Genomic DNA, 22,654 nt, shown 5'->3' on the forward strand with positions numbered 1-22,654 from the left:
CAGGGCCCCTGGGCCCAAATCCGGGCCCAACCTGGCATCTGCACGGGTCATCCCACCCCTCGGCCCGAACTCGGCGCCGTGCCCAGCCACTTCGCCGCTGCCTCCGCGCGGCTGGTGCTGTGGAGTTTGGCGAAGATGCGGTTGATGTGGTTCTTGACGGTCTTCTCGCTGATGAAGCAGGCGGCGGCGATCTGCTGGTTGGTCATGCCGGATGCGATGAGGTTCATGATCTCCGCCTCCCTCGCGCTGAGTTGGAAACGCGACCGGTCCGAGGACGACTGTCCCATAGATGGTTGCAGTTGCGAAAGCGCTTTGCCAGATGTCGGTGATAGTTCATGGGTTGAGTGGTTCTTTACGTGTGCATTCGCATCGCGCAGCTGCTGCATCAGTGCACTCGCCGCCGTCGGGGTGAGATGTGTGCGGCCCCGCACGGTGTCCCGTACGGCCGTCACCAGCTGGTCCGTCGTGAACTCGCCGTGGACCAGGTAGCCGTCGGCTCCGCCGCGCAGCGCCTCGCGGACCGTCTCCGGTTCTCCGCTGTACGTCAGCATCAGTACCGGGGCGATCGGGACGAGGTACGGCAGTGCCGAGATGCCGTCCACGCCCGGCATCCGGACGTCCAGCAGGATCACGTCCGGGCGGTGGCGGCTCGCGGCCTCGTACGCCTCCCTGCCGTCCGCCGCCTCCGCCACCACCGTGATGTCCTCGCGGCCCGAGAGGAGCGCGGTGAGGCCCGCGCGGACCACGGGGTTGTCGTCGGCGACGACGATCCGCACGGCGGGGGTGGGCGGGGCCGTCGGGAACAGTGCGAACGGGGTGACGGCGTGCTGGGGGTCGTTCTGCATGGCGCGGCCTCCTCTCGTGCTTGCTCTCGGGTTCGGGTGGGGGGTCATCGGGACGGTCCCGGGGGCGGCAACGGGAGTTCCAGGAGTACTTCCGTGCCCTGTGCGTGGGGGCCTTCGCCCAGGTGGAGGTGGGCGCCCGCGGACGCGGCTCGTTCCACCATGCCGACCAGGCCGAAGTGGCCCGTCCTGCGGAGGTCGTCGAGGGTGGTGTCGGCGGGCAGGCCGCGGCCGTCGTCCCGGACGCTGATCCTGAGCCGGCCGTCCTCGAGCTCCGCGCTCACGTCGATGCGGGTGGCCTCCGCGTGGCGGTGGGCGTTCTCCATCGCCTCCTCGGTGATGGAGAGGAGCTGGCGGGCCACCGGCTGCGGGATCGTGGGTGCGGGGTGGGGGCGGGTGGGGGGCCGGTAGGTGGTGGGGAGCGTGGTGCGGGTGGCGAACTCCGCCGTACGTACCGCCAGTTCTTCCAGTACGTCGGTGCTCTCGGGCTGCTCGCTGCGCAGGTCCGTGAGGAGTTCGCGGGACTCCGTCGCCGCTCTGCGGGCCGCGCGGGCCACCAGTTCCGCCTGTTGCTTGAGCAGGGCCGGGTCGGGGGTGGTGGCGGCGGCCGACGTCGCCAGGCCCTCCGCCGCCAGCGCCACGCCGTGCAGGGTCTTCGCCACCGAGTCGTGCATCTCCCTGGCCAGTCGGGCCCGTTCCTCGCTGATCGCCTCCGTCACCGCCAGGCGGGCCCGGATCGCGGTGAGGGCCTGGGTGGCCGTGCCGAAGCGGAGCAGGAGGTTGCGCAGGGTGGAGCCGACCGCGCCGGTGATCACGCAGAAGCCGGGGAGGAGGAGGGTGTCCGCGGGGGTGGTGTCCGAGTGCGGGAGGGCGGTCTGGGCGAGGAGGAGGATCAGGGACTGGAGGGAGGCGAAGACCGCGGCGCCCCGCCAGCTGTAGGCGATGCCGGCCAGGAGGGGGGTGCAGACGCTGACGTACGCGAGGGTGGTGTCCGGGCCGGCGGAGATCAGCAGGAGGCTGCCGAAGAGGGTGTCGGCGGCGAGGAGGGTGGGGTGGCGCAGGAGGAGGGGGCCGAAGCGTTCCCAGTCCCTGAAGAGGGCGTACGACACCATGAAGGTGACGACGACCGCGGCGCCGACCAGACGGGTGCCGAGGCCGGGGTTGGCGTTGAGGAGGGCGGCGGGGGCGGCGAGGGCGATCATCGCCAGGCGGAAGCCGAAGACCTGGCGGCACATGGCCTGGAGGGCGTTGACCTGGATGGCTAGTGCGGGTTCGGATGCGAAGGGTTCGGATTCGGGTGCGGAGGGTGCGGATTCGGGTGCGGAGGGTGCGGATTCGGGTGCGGGTGCGTGGGGGTGCGCGTGGTTCGTGTTCCCACCCGCACCATCCGTGCTGCTTTCGTCGTCGGGTGCGGGTGGCCCCTGTGGGGGCTCGGCGCCGTCGGCGGCCCCGCGTCCGTCCGGATCCACTGGCCTGCGGCCATCGTCGTCGTCGGGCGCCGAGGACCCCCGCGGGGGGTGATCGCCATCGGCGGCCGCGCGGCCGCGCCGCAGGGCTCGGGCCCGGTTCGGCCTTCGTGCGTCCGTCATCGTCATCTCCCCACCCCCTCTTTTCCTCTACTCCCCCGTGATCGACCCGAAGTCCGTCCCCGAGCCCAGCAGCAGGCCCGCCGCCAGCAGCAGCATCGTCGCCGGGACCATGAACGTGGTGATCATCATCGTGGCCTTGGGGACCGCGCGGGCGGCCTTGCGGCGGGCGTTCTGGGCGTCCGTGCGGCGCATGTCCTTGGCCAGCGAGACCAGGGTGTCCACAATGGGCGCGCCCAGTTCCTCGCCCTGCTGGAGTGCCGTCACGAACATCGCGACCTGTTCGGAGTCGTTGCGGCGGCGCAGTTCCGCGAAGGCCTGGCGGCGGCTCATGCCGAGGTCCATCTGGCGCAGGGTGATGCGGAGTTCGTCGGCCCAGGGGCCCTCGTACTTCGAGGCCACCCGGTCGAGGGCCTGGCGGAAGCCCAGGCCCGCGCTCACCACCACCGCGAGGACGTCCAGGAAGTCGGGGAGCGTGCGCTCGATGACGTCCTTGCGGACCCGGATCGCCGACCAGATGCCGACCTCCGTCCAGAACGCCCCGAAGGCCAGGAGCAACAGCGCCACGAGCACCTGCCCCCGCAGCAGGAACACCAGGAAACCCACCGCGCCGAGGAAGCCGTAGACCGCCCTGCGGGCCGCGTAGCGGTTGATGGTCAGGCCGCCGGGGTTGCCCGCCAGGTCGATCTTGCGGCGGTACTTCGCCACCTGCTTGGGGCCCATCAGGCGCAGGACCGCGGGGGCGTAGCGCATGCCCATGCGGTCGATCAGGGAGTCGACCGCGCCGGTGCGGGTGGAGCCGACCTCCAGTGCCAGCACCAGGTCGCTCGGCAGTTTCGCCTCCGCGCGGTACATGCGGAGGCCGGTGAAGACGCCCCACACGCTCACGGCCATCAGCAGGGCCAGTCCGAGTGCGATCACGGCCGCCCCCTCAGACGTCGATGCGGGACAGGCGGCGGATGAGGATGAAGCCCACCGCGTACAGGGCGAACGCGATGATCACCGCGGCCTGGCCCAGCGGTGAGCCCGTCATGCGGTCCAGCGCGCCGTCCTTGACGCCGTTCATCAGGAACAGCGAGCCGATGCCGAGGACCGGGACGGCGTACGACGTCATGTTCACCTGGGAGAGCTGGGTGCGGACCTCGCGCCGGGTCTCCTTGCGCTCCTCGAGTGTCTCGGTGAGGTTGCGCAGGGCGCTGACGACCTGGCCGCCGGCCCGGTTCGACAGCACCAGGGTCGTCACCAGGACCACCAGCTCCCGGGACGGCAGCCGCTTCGCCATCTCGTCCAGCGCGTCCTCCATCGACACGCCGAGCGCCAACTCGTTGGCCACCTTGCCCAGTTCCTCCCCGGCCGGGGCCTCCAGCTCCTCCGCCGCCATGCCGATCGCGGTGCGCAGGGCGAGGCCGGCGTGGGTGGCGTTGGCCAGGATGCGGGCCAGTTCGGGGAGTTGGTTGATGAACTTCTCGATGCGTTTCTGGCGCTGCCAGTTGAGGAACTGCACCGCCGCCCATATGCCCACCAGTCCGGCGAGCGGGCCGAAGAAGGGCGCCAGGGTCGCCTGGCCGATCAGCCACAGCCCCCCGACCAGCCCGATCATCGCGGCGAAGAACTCGCCCGGGGTCACGTCCAACCCCGTTGCCGCGAGCCGCAGTTCGAGCTGCCGGCCGAGCCGGGTGCGGCGCAGTCTGCGGTCCAGGTCGCGGAAGTGCCGCCGGCGGCCGGTGTACGACACCTGCCCCGCGGCCGTCAGCCGGTCGACGAGGGCCGCCCGCTGGGCCCGGCCCTTGGCGTAGACGTGGACGCCGACGACGGCGACCACGCAGGTCAGCAGGGCTGCACCGGTGGTGAGATCGACTAGGGTCGCGAGGTCCATGGGGTGGTTCCTACCTGTCCTACCTGGCTTCTCGGATGGCCAACTGGCTTGCGGACTCGGCCACGCCGAAGGCCTGGGGCGTGGGCTGACTCGCCATGTAGAGGCGGTCGACGGTACGGCGGGGCAGCGGGAAGTACTCGAACCGGCCGTAGATCCGGCCGTCCGCCGCCATCGGCTGGGCGTTGAAGCGGGCCACCGTCACCAGCCGGTACGGCTCGCTGCCGTTGCTCTCGAGCAGCGCGATCTCGGTGATGCGGCGGGCGCCGTCGGCGAACCGGGTGAGCTGGATGATCACGTCGACCGCGCTGTTGATCTGGTCGTGCAGCGCCTCGAAGGGGATCTCCACCTCGGACATCGAGGCGAGGGTCTTCAGCCGCATCAGGGCGTCCTCGGCGCTGTTGGCGTGCACGGTGGCCAGCGAGCCGTCGTGGCCCGTCGACATCGCCTGGAGCATGTCCAGGGACTCGCCGCCGCGGACCTCACCGACCACGATCCGGTCGGGGCGCATCCGGAGGGAGTTGCGGACCAGGTCGCGGATGGTGACCCGGCCCTGGCCCTCCACGTTCGGCGGGCGGGACTCGAGGCGGACCACGTGCCGTTGCTGGAGCTGGAGTTCGGCCGAGTCCTCGATGGTGATGATCCGGTCGCCCTCGGGGATCAGCCCCGAGAGGGCGTTGAGGAGGGTCGTCTTGCCGGTGCCCGTCGCGCCCGACACGATGATGTTGAAGCGGGCCTGCACCAGGCCGGCCAGCAGGTACAGCATGTGCTCGTCGAGCGAGCCGAAGCCGGCCAGTTCCTGGAGCGTGTAGGAGCGGGGGAAGCGGCGGATCGTGAGGATCGCGCCGGTCAGGGACAGCGGCGGGATGATGACGTTGACGCGCTCGCCGGAGGGGAGGCGGGCGTCGACCATGGGGTTGGTCTCGTCCACGCGCCGGTTGACCGTGGAGACTATTCGCTCGATGGTCTGCATCAGCTGGTCGTGGGACGGGAAGCGCAACGGCAACTGCTCGACCCGGCCGCCGCGTTCCACGAAGATCGAGTCCGGTCCGTTGACCATGATCTCGGTGATGGAGGCGTCTTCGAGCAGCGGCTCCAGGATGCCGAGGCCGAGCGCCTCGTCGACCACACGCCGGATCAGCTGCGAGCGCTCGACGGTCGAAAGGACCGGTCCCTCACGGCTGATGATGTGCCCGAGCACCCGCTCCAGCCGGGCCCGGCGCTCGGCCGCCGCCAGCGAGCTCATCTCCGCGAGGTCGATCTCCTCCAGGAGCTTGGCCCGGTAGGAGGCGACCAGGTGGCCGTCCTCGCCCCGACTGCCGTTCTCCTCGGGGGTGTTGATGCGGGACCGCAGACTCATGGGGGTACCTCGTTCAGTGGTCGAGCGGCATGGTGGCGGTCTTGACGGCGGGGTCGAAGTCCCAGCCGGGGACGATCGACGGGATCTGGACGGTGGCGGTGACGGTGACCGAGTCGCCGCCCCCGCCCTCGGCACAGGAGACGGACAGCCAGTCGCTGATCGCGTTGACGCAGCCGTCCTGCGCGCTCAGGTCCAGCGAGGCGGCCCGCGCCCCGGCCCTGGCCGCCGTACCGGCCTGCTGGGCGGTGTAGGCGATGAGCCCGATCTGGACGCCGGCCATGGCGACGAGGATCAGGATCGGGATGAAGCCGAGGTACTCGATGGCCACTTGGCCGCGGTCGCGAAGGCTCCTGTGGGAGTACGACATCTCAGTCCTTGTCCTCCTCCACCGCGCCCGCGTGTCCGTCGACCTGGAAGGGGAAGGCGAGCGCGCCCGGGAACAGGACGGGGACGTCCAGGTGGACATCGGCCGTGACATAGCCGCCGCCGGTGCTGCAACTCACCTGGCCGCTCCAGGCGCCGGGCAGCTTGTCCAGTCCCGCCTGCTCGCACGCGGCCTCCCGCTCCCCCGGCGCCGCCGCCGTCGCGGCCCGTACCGCCTCGTCCGCAGCATTCCCCGCGAGCGTGAAGGTGTACCCCAGCAGCACGAACTGCCACAGCAGCACCAGGGTGACCAGGATCAGCGGGGTCATCCCGAGGAACTCGATCGTCACCTGCCCCGCGTCGCGCCGGAAGTGCCGGAAGCGCAGGAAGCGCCGGTGCGGCCGGGCCCTCATCTCCCGAGCTCCCTGCGCCGCCGGAAGCCCAGCGAGCCGCGCTCCCGGCCGCCGTTGCGATGGGAGTTCGCCTCCGTGCCCTTGACCAGGCCCAGTTCACCGGCGAGCGTCCACAGGGCCTGCTTGACCGTGCCCTTGGCGTCGAGTTCGTGGACCCGGCCGGCGTCCACCGCGCCCTGGAGTTCCTTGAAGTTCGCCGGGATCACGGTCGCCGCGACGCCCGTGCCGGTGATCTTCTGGATGAGCGGGGCCTGGATCTCCGTACCGCGGCTGTGCCGGTTGACGACGACGGTGGTCTCCTCGGCCTTGCGCACCTGGAGCCGGTCCCACATCCGCACGGCCCGCTTGGCGCCGCGCACGGCGACCACGTCCGGGGTCGTGACCAGCAGGGCCGTGTCGGCCATCTCCACGACGGCCGCGCCCGCTCCGCTGAGCTGGGCCCCGCAGTCGACGACGACGACCTCGTAGCGGGAGCGCAGGGCGGAGACGATCTGGCGGGCGGCCCGCTCGGTGACCTCCTCGCCGCGTTCGCCCTCGCCGGGGGCGAGCAGCAGGGCGAGGCCGGTGTCGTGGGCGAAGACGGCGTCGGCGAGGACGCGCGGGGAGATGTCCGTGATGGCGGCCAGGTCGACGACCGAGCGGCGGAACTGCACGTCCAGGTAGGAGGCCACGTCACCGGTCTGGAGGTCCATGTCGAGCAGGGCGGTGGCGCGTCCCGACGCCTGGGCGGCGAGGGCGAGCTGGATGGCCGTGGTGGTGGCGCCGACGCCGCCCTTGGCGCCGCTGACGGTGACGACAGTGCCGCCGACGCCGGTGAACACGTCGGTGGCGGCGCCCAGGTGCCGTCGTACGCCCACCGACCACTGGGCGACCGCGTGCACCCGGGTGGCGAGCTCCTCGTAGCCGAGCGGGAGGGCGATGAGGCCGCGCGCGCCGTAGTCCATCGCGGCCTGGAAGAGGCCGGGGCTGACGTCGGAGGTGACGAGGATGACGCCGACGGCCGGGAAGCGCAGGGCGACCTCGCGGATCAGCTCCAGGGCCGGGACGGGCCCGATCCGCTCGTGCACCACGACGACCTCGGGCAGCTCGTCGATCGACTCGGAGGCGAGGCGCGCGAGGGTGTCGATGAGCTGGGTGGAGTCGGTGACCGGGGCCACCGGTTCGGCGTCCGGGAGCTGGCTGAGCAGCGTGGTGAGGGAGCGGACCGCGTCCGCGTCGCCGACTGCCGGGAGGATCCTCGTGGGCATGGCGGCCTCTCACTTGTCCTTCGCGAGTTCGTACGTGCGCTCCTGCTCGGGCACGGTCCCGGTCTCGCCGGGGGCGACCAGCGCCAGCCGGACCCGCTTGGCGAACGACTCGGCGTACGTGATGCGCTGGGCGTCGAGGGCGGAGAGGGCGAAGGTGATGGGGCGGGCCTGGGTCACCTCGCGGTTGTCGGCGTCGGGCGTGAGGGCCTTGATCTCCCCCACGTCCAGGACCCGGGCGTTCGTCACGATGATCTTCGACTGGTCGGGGTCGCCCTCCTTCTGGCCCTCGAAGGTGGCGTAGACGTTGACCGCGGAGCCCGGGGTGATCTTGCCGGCGACTCCGGTCGCCGCGTCGATCATGATGGCGACCTCCTGCTGCCCGGGCTGGAGCGCGGGCTGGGCGACGATCATGTCGCTCTGGAGCAGGGAGCCCTTCTTGAGGGTCGTCACGGCGATCTTGTCCTTGAGGGCCGCGAGATCGGTGACCGCGTTGGCGGACAGCCAGCGCTCGGGCATCTCGGTCTTCACGAACTGCGCCGCGGTGAGCCTGGTGTACGGCTGGATGTCGTCCTTGACCTCGTACGCCGTGACCTCGGGACCGACCTTGGACTTCACGTCGTTGATGACGGACAGCACGCCGGCGAAGGCCGCGAGGGCGCCCAGGACCGACAGGAGCAGGAGTATCACGCCGCGGCGCTGACGGGAGTTCATGAACCGTACAACCTCGTTGGGGGGCTCGGTCGAGCGGAGTCGGGGACGGGGGCGATCCGGTACGGCTCACCCGGCGGGCAGTTGGTGCTGGTGTTCTTGCCGCTGTTGCAACTGGGGTACGGGTGCCACCGGTGCGGTGGCCGAGCAGAAGACGCAGCGGTCTCCGATGACGTCGATACCGCACCAGTGACAGATGTTCTGCCGTACCGAGGTGACCAGTTGGTAAAGGACGGACAGGTCGGGCAGGAAGGTGCAGAACTCGATCAGCTTGCCGGTGCCCCACCACTCGGCGGACTCGGCGGGCAGCGGCGCCTCGCGCAGCCCCTGGATCCGCCAGGACTTGGCGAGGCTCCCGGAGACCCAGTCGGACTGGAGCTGGCCGCGGGCGACCAGCATCGAGGTGGCGAACTCCGGTCCCGCCAGCGTGGCGTCCGGGGCGATCCGTACGAGCTGCGGCTGGGGGTGGGCGAGGACGGCGAACTGACTGCCCGGGACCCAGGACTTGGCGTGCGACTTGAGCCCGACGGGGACCCGGTCGAGCCTCGCCACCGAGCCGAGCAGCGCGCCCGCGTGGATGTAGTGGGTGAGCAGCCGGCCCGCCGAGGCGAGGACGCCGGGGCTGAGGTCGCAGGAGGCGAGCTGTCTCAACTGGCGGGCCAGGACGGCGAGTCCGAGGGGTGGCAGATCGGGCTGGAACAGGGCGATCCGGTCACTCTCCAGCAGGGACCGGACGGTGCGCAGCCGCTGGTCCACCGCCGGGGGCACGGCACGGGAGTACACGACGATCACATGGCCGTGCTGGTCGATCAGCGTCTGGAGCGCGGCGAGCGAGTGGTCCAGCGGCTGCCGGTCGAGGCCGTCGAGCACGACGGCGGGCAGGGTCCGCTCGTCCTGCGCCGGCAGCGCCATGTCGGCGCCGGTCACTGCGATGGCAGTTGGCACGCGCAGCTCCCCGTATCCCATGCCCGAGGGCCCGACGGATCACTCCGGCGCACCCGGTCGACTTCACTGCGTGACTACCTGAGCACTGTAACCACGGGTCTGTGACCGGAGAACAGCGAATCTGTGACTTCCTGACCTGCGTGCGGGATCAATACCGGGCGATTACCGCCCAGATGGGGCGCACTTGCCACGTGCGTGGGCCGGAGAAGGGCGAGTTGCGCAGCCATTCGCGCCGACCTCCTTGACAGGGGATTGGTCTGGACCAACTCTCTTGTCATGCCCATACTCAGCAGCACTCGGCTCCGGACGCTCCGGACGCTCTGGACGACGACCGCCGTCGCGGCCCTCGCCCTCGGGTTCGCGGGGCCCGCCTCCGCCGCCGACGTCAACAACGCGAAGAACGCCGGCTTCGAGTCCGGCCTGTCGGGATGGACCTGTTCCGCGAGCAGCGGTACGACGGTCTCCTCCCCCGTGCACGGCGGCTCGGCCGCGCTGAAGGCGACACCGGCCGGACAGGACAACGCGCGCTGCGTCCAGACGGTGGCGGTCAGGCCCAGCTCGACGTACACGCTGAGCGCGTGGGTGCAGGGCGGCTACGCCTATCTGGGCGCGACCGGCACCGGCACCACCGACGTGTCGACCTGGACCCCGGACTCCGCCTCCTGGAAGCAGCTGACGACCACCTTCACCACGGGCGCCGCGACGACCTCGGTGACGGTGTACACCCACGGCTGGTACGGCCAGGCCGCGTACCTCGCGGACGACGTGTCGGTGTACGGCCCCGACGGCGGCGGTGGCGGTGACCCGGTCCCGACGATCCCCTCGGCGCCGGGCGGCCTGACGGTCTCCGCTACGTCGTCCTCGTCGGTCTCCCTGGCCTGGAACGCGGTGTCGGGGGCGACCGGGTACAACGTCTACCGCGACGGCACCAAGGTCACGGCGGTGACGGGGACCTCGGCGACCGTGACCGGGCTCGCCGCGTCGACGTCGTACGGCTTCCAGGTCACGGCGACGAACTCGGCGGGTGAGTCGGCCAAGTCCGGGACGGTGACGGGCAGGACCTCGGCGACGGGCGGCGGCGGGGGCGCGGTGCCGAAGCACGCCGTCACCGGGTACTGGCAGAACTTCAACAACGGGGCGACGGTCCAGAGGCTGTCGGCCGTGCAGTCGCAGTACGACATCATCGCGGTGGCGTTCGCGGACGCGACGACCACGCCGGGGGCGGTGACCTTCAACCTGGACTCGGCGGGGCTCGGCGGGTACACGGTCGACCAGTTCAAGGCGGACATCAAGGCGAAGCAGGCGGCCGGGAAGAAGGTCATCGTCTCGGTCGGCGGTCAGAACGGCACGGTGTCGGTGAGCGACTCGGCGTCGGCGGCGAACTTCGCGAACTCGGTGTACGGGCTGATGCAGACGTACGGCTTCGACGGGGTCGACATCGATCTGGAGAACGGGCTCAACGCGACGTACATGTCACAGGCGTTGAGGTCGCTGGCCGCGAAGGCGGGCTCCGGTCTGGTCCTCACGATGGCGCCCCAGACGATCGACATGCAGTCCACCTCCAACGCGTACTTCCAGACCGCGCTGAACGTGAAGGACATCCTCACGGTCGTCAACATGCAGTACTACAACAGCGGTTCGATGCTCGGTTGCGACGGCAAGGTGTACTCGCAGGGCTCGGTGGACTTCCTCACCGCGCTGGCGTGCATCCAGCTGGAGGGCGGACTGGCGCCGTCCCAGGTGGGGTTGGGGCTCCCGGCGTCCCCCAGCGGGGCGGGCAGCGGTTACGTCTCCCCGACCGTGGTGAACAACGCCCTGGACTGCCTGACGAAGGGCACGGGGTGCGGGTCCTTCAAGCCCTCGCGGACCTACCCCGACCTCCGCGGCGCCATGACCTGGTCGACGAACTGGGACGCGGCGGCGGGGAACGCGTGGTCCACCGCGGTGGGGCCACATGTGCACGGATTGCCGTAGCGGTCGCCCGCGGCGCGGCACGGCTGGATCGGGGTCCGCGGAACCTGAGCTCCGCGGACCCTCCCACGCTCACACCAGCGGCTTGTAGTACCCCAGGACCGGGGCCAGTTGGGCGAACCACGCGCCCAGCGGGTCCCGGCCCTTCGCGTCCACGACGCATTCGTAGACGCGGCCGTCGAGGTGGATGACGGCCATCATCAGCGTCTTGCCGTTGGGGCCGGCCTTGTAGTGGACGCTGCGGATCTCGTGCCAGGGGAACTCGGCGGAGTGACCGTGGTCCTCGAAGGCGACACCGGCGGAGTCGACGACGATGGAGTTGTGCCGGTCGACCGCCATGAACTCCGGGCCCTCGGTGGGTTGTTGGGGGTACGGCGGGGGCACGGGCTGGGGCTGCGGGTACGGCTGCGGGGCGACCGGGTGGGCGTACGGGGGTGGGGTGGGGTGACCGTAGGGCGGGGGCGTGTAGGAGGGCGGGGCGGATTGGCCGTACGGCGGGGGCGGCGGGGCGGGCTGACCGTACTGCGGGGGCGGCGGGGCGGGCTGGCCGTAGTGAGGCGGCACCGGTGGCATCGGCACACCGAACCCGGGCATCGCGGAGGGGGGCGGTCCGAAGCCGGGCGGTGCGGGCGTGGGCGGGGCCCCGGCCGGTGAAGCGGGTACGACCTCGACGGTCTGACCTGGGGCTGGTGCAGCCGGGGGCTGCGGGACAGGCGCATGCGGGCCAGGCGGCTGAGGCATCAAGGGCGGCTCGACCGGAGGGTACGGACCGGGGGCAGGTGACACCGGGGGCTGCGCGGCAGGCGCGTGCGGGCCGGGAGCCTGGGAAACCGAAGACGGCTCGACCGGTGCCCACGCTCCCGGGAGCCGGTCGGTGGGGGCTTGTGGCGACGGGGCCGGAACCGGGGCCGGAGGGGTGGGCGGCTGCTCGACAGGTGTCTGCGGGGCCGGGGTCGGCTCGGCTTGAGCCTGTGCGGTGGCCGGCGGTGGCGTCGCGGTCGAGGGGGCCGGTGGGGCGATGACCCAGTCCGCTTCCGGGGAGGGTGCGGTGGCGCCCGGCGCGTCCGGAACCGGGTCCGTGGGTGGGGTCGGCCCGGAGGGAGTCGGTGGCGTGGTCATCTTCGTCGGCCCTCGTCGCTGGTGTGGTTCCCGGTGGCCGAGGATATCCGGCCACCCCGGCGGCCGAAGCAGGCCGTGCCCCGAGGGCTGGGGCGGCCCGGGACTCCGGCAGCCGAACCGGGCCGGACCCTTGCGGGGGCTGGGGTGAGCCAGGCCCCCAAGGCCGGAGCACGCGGGACGCCAGGCAGCCGAAGCAGACCAAGCCCCGGGCAGCCGAACCGGGCCGGACCCTTGCGGGGGCTGGGGTGAGCCAGGCCCCCAAGGCCGGAGCACGCGGGACGCCAGACAGCCGAAGCAGACCAAGCCCCGGCAGCCGAACCGGCCCAGGCCCTTGCGGGGGCTAGGGTGAGCCAGGCCCCCAAGGCCGGAGCACGCGGGACGCCAGACAGCCGAAGCAGACCAAGCCCCGGCAGCCGAACCGGCCCAGGCCCTTGCGGGGGCTAGGGTGAGCCAGGCCCCCAAGGCCGGAGCACGCGGGACGCCAGACAGCCGAAGCAGACCAAGCCCCGGCAGCCGAACCGGCCCAGGCCCTTGCGGGGGCTAGGGTGAGCCAGGCCCCCAAGGCCGGAGCACGCGGGACGCCAGACAGCCGAAGCAGACCAAGCCCCGGCAGCCGAACCGGCCCAGGCCCTTGCGGGGGCTGGGGTGAGCCAGGCCCCCAAGGCCGGAGCACGCGGGACGCCAGGCAGCCGAAGCAGACCAACCCCCGGCAGCCGAACCGGGCCGACCCCCCGGACGCTGAAACAGCCCACGCCCCCCACAGCCGAAGCAGACCGGGCCCCGAGGGCTGGGGTGACAGACACGGCACGCGTCCGTCGCCGTTGCGGCGCAACGAGATCTGTCGGTCCCGTCGCCATCGCGGCGCAAGGAGATGCGTCCGGTTCCGCCACCCCCGCGTCGGCCCCTCGCCGAAGGCGCCCCCGGCGCGCCTTCGCGGTCGTCAAAGGGACCCCGGCAACAGAACTCCGGGTCAGAAGAACTCCGACCACGGCTGGTCCCAGATCTGCTTCACGCACAGGATCAGGAACAGCAGGCCCGCGATCACCAGCATCCCGTTGCTCACCGGGCCGTTGCGCCACTCCCTGGGAGTGCGGGCGGAATTGAGGAGCCAGATCAGGGTGCCGGCGAGGAAGGGGAGGAAGGCCGCGCCCAGGACGCCGTAGAGGATGATCAGGCGGAAGGGCTGGCCCTGGAAGAGCAGGACGATGGGCGGGAAGGTCAGCCACAGCAGGTACACGCGGAACGGCCACGAGCGTTCGCGGGCCCCGGAGGCGACCTCCGCGCCCTTCTGCTCGCCCTGGCCCCGGAAGCGGGCCACGAAGTCCGCGAACATCAGGCTCACCCCGTGCCAGACCCCGATCAGCGAGGTGAAGGAGGTGGCGAAGAAGCCGATCAGGAAGAACTTCGCGGTCGCCGAGCCGTACTCGTCCGCCAGGATGTCGCTCAGCTGGATGAGCCCCTTGTCGCCGCTCGCGATCGCCACGTTGGCGGAGTGCAGCAGCTCCGCGCCGACGAAGAGCATGGCGACGACGAAGATGCCGGTGGTGATGTACGCGACCCGGTTGTCGAGCCGCATCACCTTCATCCAGCCGGTGTCGGTCCACCCCTTGGCGTTGACCCAGTAGCCGTACGCGGCCAGCGTGATGGTGCCGCCGACCCCGCCGATCAGGCCGAGGGTGTTGAGGATCGAGTCCTTCTCGTCGGGCAGGACCGGGAGGAGGCCCGCGAAGGCGTCCGCCAGGTTCGGGGTGACCCTGATCGCCAGGTACACCGTCACCACGAACATGACGCCCACCAGGACCGTCATGACCTTCTCGAAGACCGCGTACTTGTTGAACCAGACGAAGACCAGCCCGACGAGGCCGCAGGCGACGCCCCACCATTCGAGGTCCATCACGTCCGGGAACAGCGCCTGGAGCGGCAGCGCGCTCGACGACATCGCCGCGGCGCCGTACACGAAGCCCCAGATCACCACGTAGACGGCGAAGAACCAGGTGGTCCAACGGCCCAGGCTCGCCCAGCCGTCGAACAAGGTGCGGCCGGTGGACAGGTGCCAGCGGCCCGCCGCCTCCGCGAGGGAGATCTTCACCAGACAGCCGATCACCGCCGCCCACAGCAGCGTGTAGCCGAAGTTGCTGCCGGCGATGAGCGTGGCGACCAGGTCACCGGCGCCGACACCGGTCGCCGCGACGACGATCCCCGGGCCGATGTACCGCCAACTGGACTTACGGGGTACGGAACTCGCCTCACCGGTCACTGTGTTGTCCGTGGTGTCCGCCATGAAGGTCAAGAAACCCTAAAGATCTCGGACCGGCAAGAGGGCGTGCTGTGAAGGAAATCAGACCCCGCCGGGAGCGCGTCCACCACAGCCCCGCGTCCCGCGCGTGCCCAGTTCGCACCACACCGTCTTGCCGGGTCCGTCCTGGAGACAGCCCCAGCACAGGGCGAGCGCCGCCACCAGGAACATCCCGCGGCCGCTCTCCGAGGTGCCGGCGTCCAGCACCCGCGGGGTGCGGCGGCCGTGGTCGGCGACCTCGCAGCGCAGCACTCCGTGCGCGGCGGACAGGGTGAGGGGGAAGCGGCTCGCCGAGTGGAGCATGTCGCCGTACGGTCGCCCGTCCCGGTCGTCGCGTACGTGCCCTTGGCCGGGCTCCAGGTCGGTGGCGTCCCGTGGGAGGAACCCGGCGTGGGGATCGTCGACCCGCCGCTCCGCGCGCAACTCGCAGACGCAGTGCGCCCCTTGGCCCCACAGCAGCGCGGTACCGGACCGCTGCCCCAGGGCCCAGGTCGCCGAGACCAAGGACACACAGCGGACGCACAGTTCAGGCCATCCCGGCCTTATTCACTCTTGACCTGACCATGTCACCCGCAGACGATGAGCGCACACCCGCACCTGTACGTCGCAGAACCACCCCCCGCTCCACTCCCCACTTCCGGAGATCCCGGAATCCCTGGAGAACACAGGAGACTTCATGCGACTTCGCATACGCGGTTCCGGCACCCGCGGCGGCACCCGCTACGCCACCCTCGCCGCCGTCGCCTCCCTCATGACCTTCGCCCTCGCGGCCCCGCTCTCCGCGAACGCCGACAGCGCCCCGAAGGCGGCCCCGAGCGCCGAGGACGTCCGGCAGTACGAGATCCACCAGCACACGACTCCCGTGACCCGCACGGCGATCCAGCAGAGCGGGGTGACGGTCGACGAGGCGGACGAGGAGACCGTGGTCGTCTCCGGCCGGGCCTCACAGATCAAGAGACTCCGCCAACTCGGCTACGAGGTCGAGCCGTTGGGCGCCGCTCCGGACCGGGTCGCGCCCGGCGAGGCCCGGCTCTTCGACTTCCCCTCGGCCGACTCGCGGTACCACAACTACGCCGAGATGAACGCCGAGATCGACCAGCGGATCGCCGCCTACCCGAACATCATGAGCAAGCGGGTCATCGGCACGTCGTACCAGGGCCGGAACATCGTGGCCATCAAGATCAGCGACAACGTGGCGAGCGACGAGGCCGAGCCGGAGGTGCTGTTCACCCACCACCAGCACGCCCGTGAGCACCTCACCGTGGAGATGGCGCTGTACCTGCTGCGCGAACTCGGCGCGGGCTACGGCAGCGACTCCCGGGTCACCAACATGGTGAACAACCGTGAGATCTGGATCATCCCCGACCTCAACCCGGACGGCGGCGAGTACGACATCGCGTCCGGCTCGTACCGCTCGTGGCGCAAGAACCGGCAGCCCAACTCCGGTTCCTCGGCGGTCGGTACGGACCTCAACCGCAACTGGGCCTACCGCTGGGGCTGCTGCGGCGGTTCCTCCTCCTCGACGTCCTCCGAGACCTACCGGGGTACGGCGGCGGAGTCGGCGCCCGAGGTCAAGGTGGTCGCGAACTTCGTGCGCAGCCGGGTCGTCGGCGGGGTGCAGCAGATCAAGACGAACATCGACTTCCACACGTACAGCGAACTGGTGCTGTGGCCCTACGGGTACACGTACTCCGACACGGCGACCGGGATGACCGCCGACGACAACGCCGTGTTCAAGGCGGTCGGGCAGAAGATGGCCGCGAGCAACGGGTACACGGCGGAGCAGGCGAGCGACCTGTACATCACCGACGGGTCGATCGACGACTACCTCTGGGGCACGCACAAGATCTTCTCGTACACCTTCGAGATGTATCCGTCGTCCGGCGGTGGCGGGTTCTACCCGCCCGACGAGGTGATCGAGCGGGAGACGTCCCGGAACCGGGACGCGGTGCTGCAGCTGCTGGAGAACTCGGACTGCATGTATCGGTCGATCGGGAAGCAGGCGCAGTACTGCTAGGGGCTACCGGTCGTGGGGAACTGCGGGTCCGTTGTGGCCGGTCGCGCAGTTCCCCGCGCCCCTACGGAGTCTCGTCGGACTCTTCTTCCGCAGTCTGCGGAGTCTCGTCCTCGAAATACGCGTCGAGTACGGCGTCGATCCGGCCGTCCCACTCCTCGAAGCTCGACCTCGACTTGGCCTCGATCTCGATCGGGTACCAGCGGCGGTCGGGGGTGTGGACCGTGATGGTGTAGCGCTTCCCGAACCGGGGTGTCTCCGTCTCGATCGCACCGATCTCGTCCCAGCGGAACTCGCAGGACTGGTCGTCGAGGGAGAGGCGGACGCCCCGGTGGTCGGCGACGATCTTCGCGCGCCGGTCGGCGGCCTCGAAGACGGGGCCGTCGGAAGCCTCCCCCTCGGTGGGCTCCTCGGCGGCCTCTTCGGCAGGCTCCTCGACGACCTCCTCCGCGGTCACCTCCGCCTTCTCCGGACCGGACTCCGCCTCACCGGACACGGGTGAGGTGAGCCCGGGGATGAAGGCCGGGTCGAATCCGGCGCCTTCCAGGGGCTGGCTGCTCGAACCTATGCGCTGCTCCACAGCGGGCAGTATGGTCGACGATCCTGTGCGGCACACAGCCGGCCCCTACATCGTTATCGGACGCCTACATGGGGCTACAACACCTACACGAAGACACTCAGTACGGCCGCCATCACGAACCCCGCCACCGACAGCACCGACTCCAGTACGGTCCACGTCTTCAACGTGTCCCGCTCGCTGATGCCGAAGTACTTGGCCACCATCCAGAAGCCGCCGTCGTTGACGTGGGAGGCGAAGATGGAGCCGGCCGAGATGGCCATGATGACGAGGGCGACGAAGGCCTGGGAGTGGTGGCCCTCGGAGAGCAGGGGCGCCACGATGCCGGCCGTCGTCACGATCGCGACCGTCGCCGAGCCCTGGGCGACGCGCAGGACCACCGAGATCAGGTACGACAGCACGAGCACCGGCAGTCCGACGTCGTTGAAGGTGTCCGACAGGGCCTGGGCGACCCCGCTGGCCTTGAGGACCGCGCCGAAGACCCCGCCCGCGCCGACGACGAGCAGGATGTTGCCGACCGGCTTGAGGGACGCCGTCGACACCGTCTCCAGGGACTTGCGGGACCAGCCGCGGCGGATGCCGAGCAGGTAGTAGGCGAGGACCAGGGCGATCGTCAGGGCCACGAAGGGGCTGCCGAAGAACTCGATGACCGAGCGGCCGGTGGAGGGGTCGAGCGCGATCGAGGAGAACGTGGCGGCGAGGATCAGGACCAGGGGCGTGCCGATGATGCCGAGGACCGTGCCGAGGGGGACGGGGTCCTCGCGGGGTACGACGCCCTGGGCGCGCTGCTCCTCGATGACCGCCTGCTTGGCCTCCGCGGCCGCCTCCACCATGTCCTGCGGTACGGCGACGAAGATGCGGCGGCCGACCCAGGCCGAGTAGGCCCACGCGGCCAGCACCGCCGGGATGCCGCAGACGATGCCCATGAGGATCACCCAGCCGAGGTCCACGTGCAGCAGACCGGCGGCCGCGACCGGGCCGGGGTGCGGGGGCAGGAAGGCGTGGGTCATCGACAGGCCCGCCAGCAGGGGCAGGCAGTAGAGCAGGATCGACTTGCCGCTGCGCTTGGCCGCCGCGTACACGATCGGCGCGAGCACGAAGATGCCGACGTCGAAGAAGACCGGGATGCCGAAGATGAGACCGGTCAGGCCCATGGCCAGCGGTGCTCGCTTCTCCCCGAACAGGTTCAGCAGCCGGGACGCCAACACCTCGGCGCCGCCGCTGACTTCGAGGATCGCGCCGAGCATGGTGCCGAGGCCGATGATGATGGCGACATGGCCGAGGATGCCGCCCATCCCGGACTCGATCGTGGACACGGCGTCGGAGCGCTGGACCGTGCCGAAGAGTTCGGTGACCGACAGGCCCGCGAGCAGGCCGACGGCTATGGAGACGCCGAGCAGGGCGACGAAGGGCTGGAGCCTCGCCTTGATGATCAGGAAGAGCAGCAGGGCGATACCGAGGGCGGCCACGGTCAGCAGACCCGCGGTGCCGTCGATCAGGAGGAGCAGGCCACCGGTGTGGGGTGGGGCCTCGGGGGTGGTGGCGGCGAGCGGAAGGGACGACATGGGGGTCCTCTGGGTAAGTGCATCCGGCTTTCGGGCAGGGGGGAGCGCGGCATGACCGCCCGTGCGGGGGTCATGCCGTGTACGTCGTGCGGGAGTTGGGGGATCTTGGACCGAGAGGTGTCAGCCGAGGACGGCCAGCGCGTCGATCTCGATGAGCAGGCCCGCGGGCAGGCCGACGTAGACCGTCGTGCGCGCGGCGGGAGGCTGGGTGAGGCCCTGCTCCTCGAAGTAGGTGTTGTAGATCGAGTTCATCTCGGCGAAGTGGTCCACGTCCGTCAGATAGACGCGGATCATCATGACGTCGTCCCAGGAGGCGCCGCCCTCCTCCAGGATCGCCTTGACGTTGGCGAGGGTCTGGAGGGTCTGCTCGCGCAGGGTGGGCCCGGCGGGCGTCGGGGGCTGTCCCTCGACGGCGGGCAGGAACCCGACCTGCCCGGCGACCTGGAGGATGTTGCCCTTGCGCACCCCGTGGGAGAACTTCGCGGGCGGGGTGGTGTGGGTCTTCGGGGTGAGCGCGATCTTGTCCGTCATACAGGTTCCTTCGCTGTTGTTCTGCCGGAGTACTCGCCGCTGATGGCATCGGCCGTACGGCGGACCTGGGGGAGCAGGGCGAGGAGTTCCTCGGCGGTGACGACGACGTTCGGCGCGGAGACCGACATCGCGGCGACGACCCTGCCGTCGGCGCCGCGGACGGGGGCCGCGACGCAGTTGATGGACTCCTCGTGGCCACCGAGGTCGGTGGCCCAGCCCTGTTCGCGCACCCGCTCCAACTCCTTGAGGAAGGCGGGGGCGTTGGGTGTCGAACGGGCCGTGTACAGGGGGTATTCGAGCTTGTCGGCGAGGGCGTGGCGCTCGGCCTCGGGAAGGTCGGCGAGCAGCAGCTTCGCGACCGCGGCGACGGTGATGGCGACGGGCTTGCCGATCCGCGAGTACATCCGCACGGGGTAGCGGCTCTCGACCTTGTCGATGTAGAGCACCTCGTCCTCCTCGTACACGGCGAGGTGGACGGTGTGCCCACAGCTCTCGTTCAGCCGTACGAGGTGGGGGTGGGCGATCTCGCGGATGTCGAGGTTCTCCATCGCCTCCTGGGCGAGGGCGATGAGGCGGGCGCCGAGCCGGTAGCGCTGGTCGGACTGGCGGTAGACCATGCCGTGCTCGTGCAGTGTGCGCAGCAGCCGCAGTGCGGTGGACTTGTGCACACCGAGCCGCTCGGCGACCTGCCCGAGATCGGCGGGCCCCTCGGCGAGCAGGGGCAGGATGCTCAGCGCGCGATCGACGGTCTGACTCATGGGGTGCGTACCTCCTCCGGGGCGGTCCCGACCTGCGTCCAGCCGGGACCGAGACGAAGTCTCCCCCACGCGTCGTCCCCGAGGGCGACGAGCCGGTCGGCGTGTGCGCGGGAGGGCGGCACGGCGAGGTCACCGGGGACGGTGAGGGCGGCGGCGGCCCAGAGATGACCGTGCCGGAGCCGGTCCCGGAGGGGCAGGTCCCGGAGCGTCGCGGAGAGAAACCCGGCGGCGAAGGCGTCACCGGCACCGGTGGTGGCGACGACGTCGACGTCCAAGGCGGAGGCCCAGGTGACCGACTCAAGGGGCGCGGGGCTGCATCGATATGCGGCTCCGCCGCGGGGCGCGCCCAGCCCCCACTCAGCCGCATCCGAAACGAATGCCGTAGCCCCCCTACCTCCTTGCTTCACCACCAGCACCGAAGGCTCAGGCAGGACCGCCCGCACCGCGGCCGGACCCCCCGTGACCCCCCACACCTCCTCCGCCTCGTCCTCCCCCACGTACACGATGTCGGCCCCCCGGGCCAGCTCCAGCAGCACCCGCGGACCATCCGCGTCCCGCCACAACCCGGCCCGGTGATTGACGTCGAAGGAGACGAGGGGACGCCCCACCGCCGGAGTCATCAGCTCACGCACCAGCTCCAGACACGAGGACGACAACGCAGCCGTGATCCCCGACAGATGCAACACCCGCCCCGCCCGCACCACCGACAGGTCCACGTTCTCGACCGACATCGCCGAAGCCGCCGACCCCGCCCGGTAGTACGCGACCTCGTGCCCGTCGGTCCCCCGGTCCCCCGCCGTACGGAAATACACCCCCGTGGGCCGCTCGGAATCCCGCCCGACCGCAGAGGTATCGACCCCGTACCCCCCGACCGTCTCGACCAGGTGGTCCCCGAACCCGTCGACCCCGACCCGGCTGACCCACCGCACCGCGAAGCCGGCGGCAGCCAACCCGCACGCCACGTTCGACTCCGCCCCGCCGATCGCCCGCGAGAAGGACGGCACGTCGGCGAGCCGCCCCGGCCGACCGGGCAGGAACGTGACCATGGACTCGCCGAGCGCGACGACGTCCACGGCGTCGGGGGCATTCACGATGGTCGTAGCTCCTTCATTGACCCGGCATTCGCCAGGATGTTAGACAGCAGTAAGCGTTATACGCAATGAACGTTGCACACACTGCAACGCACCTCACCAGGAGGCCCCGTGTCCGGTACCGAAGCGCTCGCCCGCCTCATGGAGGACCGCGTCGACCACCGCTTCAAGGGCCTCCCCCCGGACGCGGACGGCCTGACCGTCGCCGAGCTGACCGCCCAGCGCCGCAACCTCTTCACCGACGGCTTCACGACCCCCGTGCTGGCCCTGTCCGCCGAGCGCCTGGAACACAACCTCGCGCTCATGGAGTCGTACGCCACCCGCCACGGCCTCGCCTTCGCCCCGCACGGCAAGACGACCATGGCCCCCCGGCTCTTCCAGCGGCAGATCGAGCACGGCGCCTGGGGCATCACCCTGGCCGTCCCCCACCAGGTCCGGGTCGCGCGGGCGTACGGCGTCCAGCGGGTCTTCCTCGCGAACGAACTGGTGGACCCGGCGGCCCTGAGGTGGATCGCCGGCGAGCTGGCGGGCGACGAGACCTTCCGCTTCGTCTGCTACGTCGACTCCGTGCGCGGAGTCGAGCTGATGGACGCGGCGCTGCGCGGGGCCTCCCGCCCGGTCGACGTCGTGGTCGAACTGGCCGCCGGTGAGGGTGCCCGCACCGGCGTGCGTACGGAGGCGGAGTGCGCGGCGGTCGCCGACGCGGTCGCGGCCACCGGGACGCTACGGCTCGTCGGGGTCGCCGGGTACGAGGGCGAGGTCCCGCGGGCGGACCCGGAGCGGGTGCACGCCTGGCTGCGCCGACTCGTGGCCCTGGCCGCCGACTTCGACAAGGCGGGGCGGTTCGCGGCGGCGGGACTCGACGAGATCGTGGTCAGCGCCGGCGGCAGCGCCTGGTTCGACGCGGTCGCCGACGTCTTCGCCGAGATCCCCGAACTGTCCCTGCCCGTACTGAAGTTGCTGCGCTCCGGCGCCTACGTCTCGCACGACGACGGCCACTACCGCAAGCTGACCCCCTTCAACCGCATCCCTGAGGAAGGCGCGCTGGAGCCCGCGTTCCGGCTGTGGACCCAGGTCGTCTCGCGCCCCTCCCCCGACCAGGCGTTCACCAACGCGGGCAAGCGGGACGCGGCCTACGACCTCGACCTGCCCTTCGCCCAGGTGGTGCGCCGCGACGGCGCCGAGCGCCCCGCCACCGGCATCGAGGTGACGGCCCTGTCCGATCAGCACGCGTGGCTGCGGACCGCCCCCGGGGCCGAGCTGGAGGTCGGCGACTGGGTCGGCCTCGGTCTCTCCCACCCGTGCACGTCCTTCGACAAGTGGCAGCTGATCCCGGTCGCGGAGGCGGACGGCACGGTCGTCGCATACATCCGTACGTTCTTCTAGAGGTTTCCA

General features: G+C 70.8%; 21 protein-coding genes. 3 read left to right on the forward strand and 18 right to left on the reverse strand.

The features are described 5' to 3' along the window. Positions 1–47 precede the first annotated feature (47 nt). The 10 genes from OHN19_RS15205 to OHN19_RS15250 form a co-directional block, all read right to left on the reverse strand. Complete coding sequence (locus OHN19_RS15205) at positions 48–845, reverse strand: response regulator transcription factor (RefSeq protein WP_330264706.1); 798 nt, start codon at positions 843–845, stop codon at positions 48–50. A 44-nt stretch (positions 846–889) separates the two neighbouring features. Continuing rightward, positions 890–2,437 carry a sensor histidine kinase gene (locus OHN19_RS15210; protein WP_330264707.1) on the reverse strand — a complete coding sequence of 516 codons (1,548 nt, stop codon included), beginning with the start codon at positions 2,435–2,437 and terminating at the stop codon, positions 890–892. Positions 2,438–2,458: 21 nt separating this feature from the next. Beyond that, positions 2,459–3,346 (reverse strand): DUF5936 domain-containing protein, encoded by an 888-nt coding sequence (locus tag OHN19_RS15215; protein WP_330269619.1) that lies wholly within the window; start codon positions 3,344–3,346, stop codon positions 2,459–2,461. 13 nt (positions 3,347–3,359) lie between these two features. Beyond that, positions 3,360–4,304, reverse strand: coding sequence for a type II secretion system F family protein (locus OHN19_RS15220; RefSeq protein WP_330264708.1), 945 nt, complete (start codon positions 4,302–4,304; stop codon positions 3,360–3,362). A 19-nt stretch (positions 4,305–4,323) separates the two neighbouring features. Beyond that, positions 4,324–5,661 (reverse strand): CpaF family protein, encoded by a 1,338-nt coding sequence (locus tag OHN19_RS15225; RefSeq protein WP_330264709.1) that lies wholly within the window; start codon positions 5,659–5,661, stop codon positions 4,324–4,326. Between the two features lie 13 nt (positions 5,662–5,674). After that, positions 5,675–6,028 (reverse strand): TadE/TadG family type IV pilus assembly protein, encoded by a 354-nt coding sequence (locus tag OHN19_RS15230; RefSeq protein WP_330264710.1) that lies wholly within the window; start codon positions 6,026–6,028, stop codon positions 5,675–5,677. Position 6,029: 1 nt separating this feature from the next. Beyond that, on the reverse strand, positions 6,030–6,437 hold the full coding sequence (locus OHN19_RS15235) for a TadE/TadG family type IV pilus assembly protein (protein ID WP_330264711.1): 408 nt from the start codon (positions 6,435–6,437) through the stop codon (positions 6,030–6,032). Continuing rightward, positions 6,434–7,684 (reverse strand): AAA family ATPase, encoded by a 1,251-nt coding sequence (locus OHN19_RS15240; protein ID WP_330264712.1) that lies wholly within the window; start codon positions 7,682–7,684, stop codon positions 6,434–6,436. Before OHN19_RS15240 ends, OHN19_RS15235 begins: the two co-directional genes overlap by 4 nt. Before the next feature lie 9 nt (positions 7,685–7,693). After that, positions 7,694–8,395 (reverse strand): Flp pilus assembly protein CpaB, encoded by a 702-nt coding sequence (cpaB, locus tag OHN19_RS15245; RefSeq protein ID WP_330264713.1) that lies wholly within the window; start codon positions 8,393–8,395, stop codon positions 7,694–7,696. 66 nt (positions 8,396–8,461) lie between these two features. Further along, the gene (locus OHN19_RS15250) at positions 8,462–9,358 is read right to left on the reverse strand and encodes a hypothetical protein (protein WP_330264714.1); all 897 of its coding nucleotides are present in this window, start codon (positions 9,356–9,358) and stop codon (positions 8,462–8,464) included. A 255-nt stretch (positions 9,359–9,613) separates the two neighbouring features. Between OHN19_RS15250 and OHN19_RS15255 the strand changes: the two genes are divergently transcribed. Beyond that, the gene (locus tag OHN19_RS15255) at positions 9,614–11,311 is read left to right on the forward strand and encodes a glycoside hydrolase family 18 protein (RefSeq protein ID WP_330264715.1); all 1,698 of its coding nucleotides are present in this window, start codon (positions 9,614–9,616) and stop codon (positions 11,309–11,311) included. A 69-nt stretch (positions 11,312–11,380) separates the two neighbouring features. On the opposite strand, the gene OHN19_RS15260 is transcribed toward OHN19_RS15255, so the two are convergent. The 3 genes from OHN19_RS15260 to OHN19_RS15270 all read right to left on the reverse strand — a co-directional run bounded on the left by OHN19_RS15260 (position 11,381) and on the right by OHN19_RS15270 (position 15,233). Next, the gene (locus OHN19_RS15260) at positions 11,381–11,881 is read right to left on the reverse strand and encodes a hypothetical protein (protein WP_330264716.1); all 501 of its coding nucleotides are present in this window, start codon (positions 11,879–11,881) and stop codon (positions 11,381–11,383) included. A gap of 1,516 nt (positions 11,882–13,397) precedes the next feature. Continuing rightward, a complete protein-coding gene (locus tag OHN19_RS15265; RefSeq protein ID WP_330264717.1) occupies positions 13,398–14,708 on the reverse strand; it encodes an Nramp family divalent metal transporter in 1,311 nt (436 codons plus the stop codon). A 57-nt stretch (positions 14,709–14,765) separates the two neighbouring features. Then, positions 14,766–15,233 carry an ATP-binding protein gene (locus OHN19_RS15270; RefSeq protein WP_330264718.1) on the reverse strand — a complete coding sequence of 156 codons (468 nt, stop codon included), beginning with the start codon at positions 15,231–15,233 and terminating at the stop codon, positions 14,766–14,768. A gap of 166 nt (positions 15,234–15,399) precedes the next feature. Between OHN19_RS15270 and OHN19_RS15275 the strand changes: the two genes are divergently transcribed. Continuing rightward, positions 15,400–16,740, forward strand: coding sequence for a M14 family metallopeptidase (locus OHN19_RS15275; protein WP_330264719.1), 1,341 nt, complete (start codon positions 15,400–15,402; stop codon positions 16,738–16,740). 61 nt (positions 16,741–16,801) lie between these two features. On the opposite strand, the gene OHN19_RS15280 is transcribed toward OHN19_RS15275, so the two are convergent. From OHN19_RS15280 to OHN19_RS15300, 5 genes are all read right to left on the reverse strand, one after another. Continuing rightward, the gene (locus OHN19_RS15280) at positions 16,802–17,317 is read right to left on the reverse strand and encodes a hypothetical protein (RefSeq protein ID WP_330264720.1); all 516 of its coding nucleotides are present in this window, start codon (positions 17,315–17,317) and stop codon (positions 16,802–16,804) included. An 83-nt stretch (positions 17,318–17,400) separates the two neighbouring features. Further along, positions 17,401–18,879, reverse strand: a complete 1,479-nt coding sequence (locus tag OHN19_RS15285) for a gluconate:H+ symporter (protein ID WP_330264721.1) — start codon at positions 18,877–18,879, stop codon at positions 17,401–17,403. A gap of 120 nt (positions 18,880–18,999) precedes the next feature. Then, the gene (locus OHN19_RS15290; RefSeq protein WP_330264722.1) at positions 19,000–19,410 is read right to left on the reverse strand and encodes a RidA family protein; all 411 of its coding nucleotides are present in this window, start codon (positions 19,408–19,410) and stop codon (positions 19,000–19,002) included. After that, positions 19,407–20,168: an IclR family transcriptional regulator gene (locus OHN19_RS15295; protein WP_330264723.1), complete on the reverse strand. Its 762-nt coding sequence runs from the start codon at positions 20,166–20,168 to the stop codon at positions 19,407–19,409. Before OHN19_RS15295 ends, OHN19_RS15290 begins: the two co-directional genes overlap by 4 nt. After that, positions 20,165–21,214 carry a sugar kinase gene (locus tag OHN19_RS15300; protein ID WP_419249578.1) on the reverse strand — a complete coding sequence of 350 codons (1,050 nt, stop codon included), beginning with the start codon at positions 21,212–21,214 and terminating at the stop codon, positions 20,165–20,167. Before OHN19_RS15300 ends, OHN19_RS15295 begins: the two co-directional genes overlap by 4 nt. 186 nt (positions 21,215–21,400) lie before the next feature. Between OHN19_RS15300 and OHN19_RS15305 the strand changes: the two genes are divergently transcribed. Next, positions 21,401–22,645 carry an amino acid deaminase gene (locus OHN19_RS15305; RefSeq protein WP_330269620.1) on the forward strand — a complete coding sequence of 415 codons (1,245 nt, stop codon included), beginning with the start codon at positions 21,401–21,403 and terminating at the stop codon, positions 22,643–22,645. Positions 22,646–22,654 lie beyond the last annotated feature (9 nt).

Origin of the sequence: Streptomyces griseorubiginosus (assembly GCF_036345115.1) — a bacterium.
In the GTDB taxonomy this organism is placed as follows: domain Bacteria; phylum Actinomycetota; class Actinomycetes; order Streptomycetales; family Streptomycetaceae; genus Streptomyces; species Streptomyces griseorubiginosus_C.

What these genes read in the sequence shown, in the direction of transcription:
- OHN19_RS15265 (WP_330264717.1), bottom strand. Translation starts at nt 14,708, where the DNA reads ATGGCGGACACCACGGACAACACAGTGACCGGTGAGGCGAGTTCCGTA.
- OHN19_RS15255 (WP_330264715.1), top strand. Translation starts at nt 9,614, where the DNA reads ATGCCCATACTCAGCAGCACTCGGCTCCGGACGCTCCGGACGCTCTGG.
- OHN19_RS15230 (WP_330264710.1), bottom strand. Translation starts at nt 6,028, where the DNA reads ATGTCGTACTCCCACAGGAGCCTTCGCGACCGCGGCCAAGTGGCCATC.
- OHN19_RS15225 (WP_330264709.1), bottom strand. Translation starts at nt 5,661, where the DNA reads ATGAGTCTGCGGTCCCGCATCAACACCCCCGAGGAGAACGGCAGTCGG.
- OHN19_RS15220 (WP_330264708.1), bottom strand. Translation starts at nt 4,304, where the DNA reads ATGGACCTCGCGACCCTAGTCGATCTCACCACCGGTGCAGCCCTGCTG.
- cpaB (WP_330264713.1), bottom strand. Translation starts at nt 8,395, where the DNA reads ATGAACTCCCGTCAGCGCCGCGGCGTGATACTCCTGCTCCTGTCGGTC.
- OHN19_RS15300 (WP_419249578.1), bottom strand. Translation starts at nt 21,214, where the DNA reads ATGGTCACGTTCCTGCCCGGTCGGCCGGGGCGGCTCGCCGACGTGCCG.
- OHN19_RS15240 (WP_330264712.1), bottom strand. Translation starts at nt 7,684, where the DNA reads ATGCCCACGAGGATCCTCCCGGCAGTCGGCGACGCGGACGCGGTCCGC.
- OHN19_RS15305 (WP_330269620.1), top strand. Translation starts at nt 21,401, where the DNA reads ATGGAGGACCGCGTCGACCACCGCTTCAAGGGCCTCCCCCCGGACGCG.
- OHN19_RS15235 (WP_330264711.1), bottom strand. Translation starts at nt 6,437, where the DNA reads ATGAGGGCCCGGCCGCACCGGCGCTTCCTGCGCTTCCGGCACTTCCGG.
- OHN19_RS15260 (WP_330264716.1), bottom strand. Translation starts at nt 11,881, where the DNA reads ATGCCACCGGTGCCGCCTCACTACGGCCAGCCCGCCCCGCCGCCCCCG.
- OHN19_RS15210 (WP_330264707.1), bottom strand. Translation starts at nt 2,437, where the DNA reads ATGACGATGACGGACGCACGAAGGCCGAACCGGGCCCGAGCCCTGCGG.
- OHN19_RS15290 (WP_330264722.1), bottom strand. Translation starts at nt 19,410, where the DNA reads ATGACGGACAAGATCGCGCTCACCCCGAAGACCCACACCACCCCGCCC.
- OHN19_RS15205 (WP_330264706.1), bottom strand. Translation starts at nt 845, where the DNA reads ATGCAGAACGACCCCCAGCACGCCGTCACCCCGTTCGCACTGTTCCCG.
- OHN19_RS15285 (WP_330264721.1), bottom strand. Translation starts at nt 18,879, where the DNA reads ATGTCGTCCCTTCCGCTCGCCGCCACCACCCCCGAGGCCCCACCCCAC.
- OHN19_RS15275 (WP_330264719.1), top strand. Translation starts at nt 15,400, where the DNA reads ATGCGACTTCGCATACGCGGTTCCGGCACCCGCGGCGGCACCCGCTAC.
- OHN19_RS15295 (WP_330264723.1), bottom strand. Translation starts at nt 20,168, where the DNA reads ATGAGTCAGACCGTCGATCGCGCGCTGAGCATCCTGCCCCTGCTCGCC.
- OHN19_RS15250 (WP_330264714.1), bottom strand. Translation starts at nt 9,358, where the DNA reads ATGGGATACGGGGAGCTGCGCGTGCCAACTGCCATCGCAGTGACCGGC.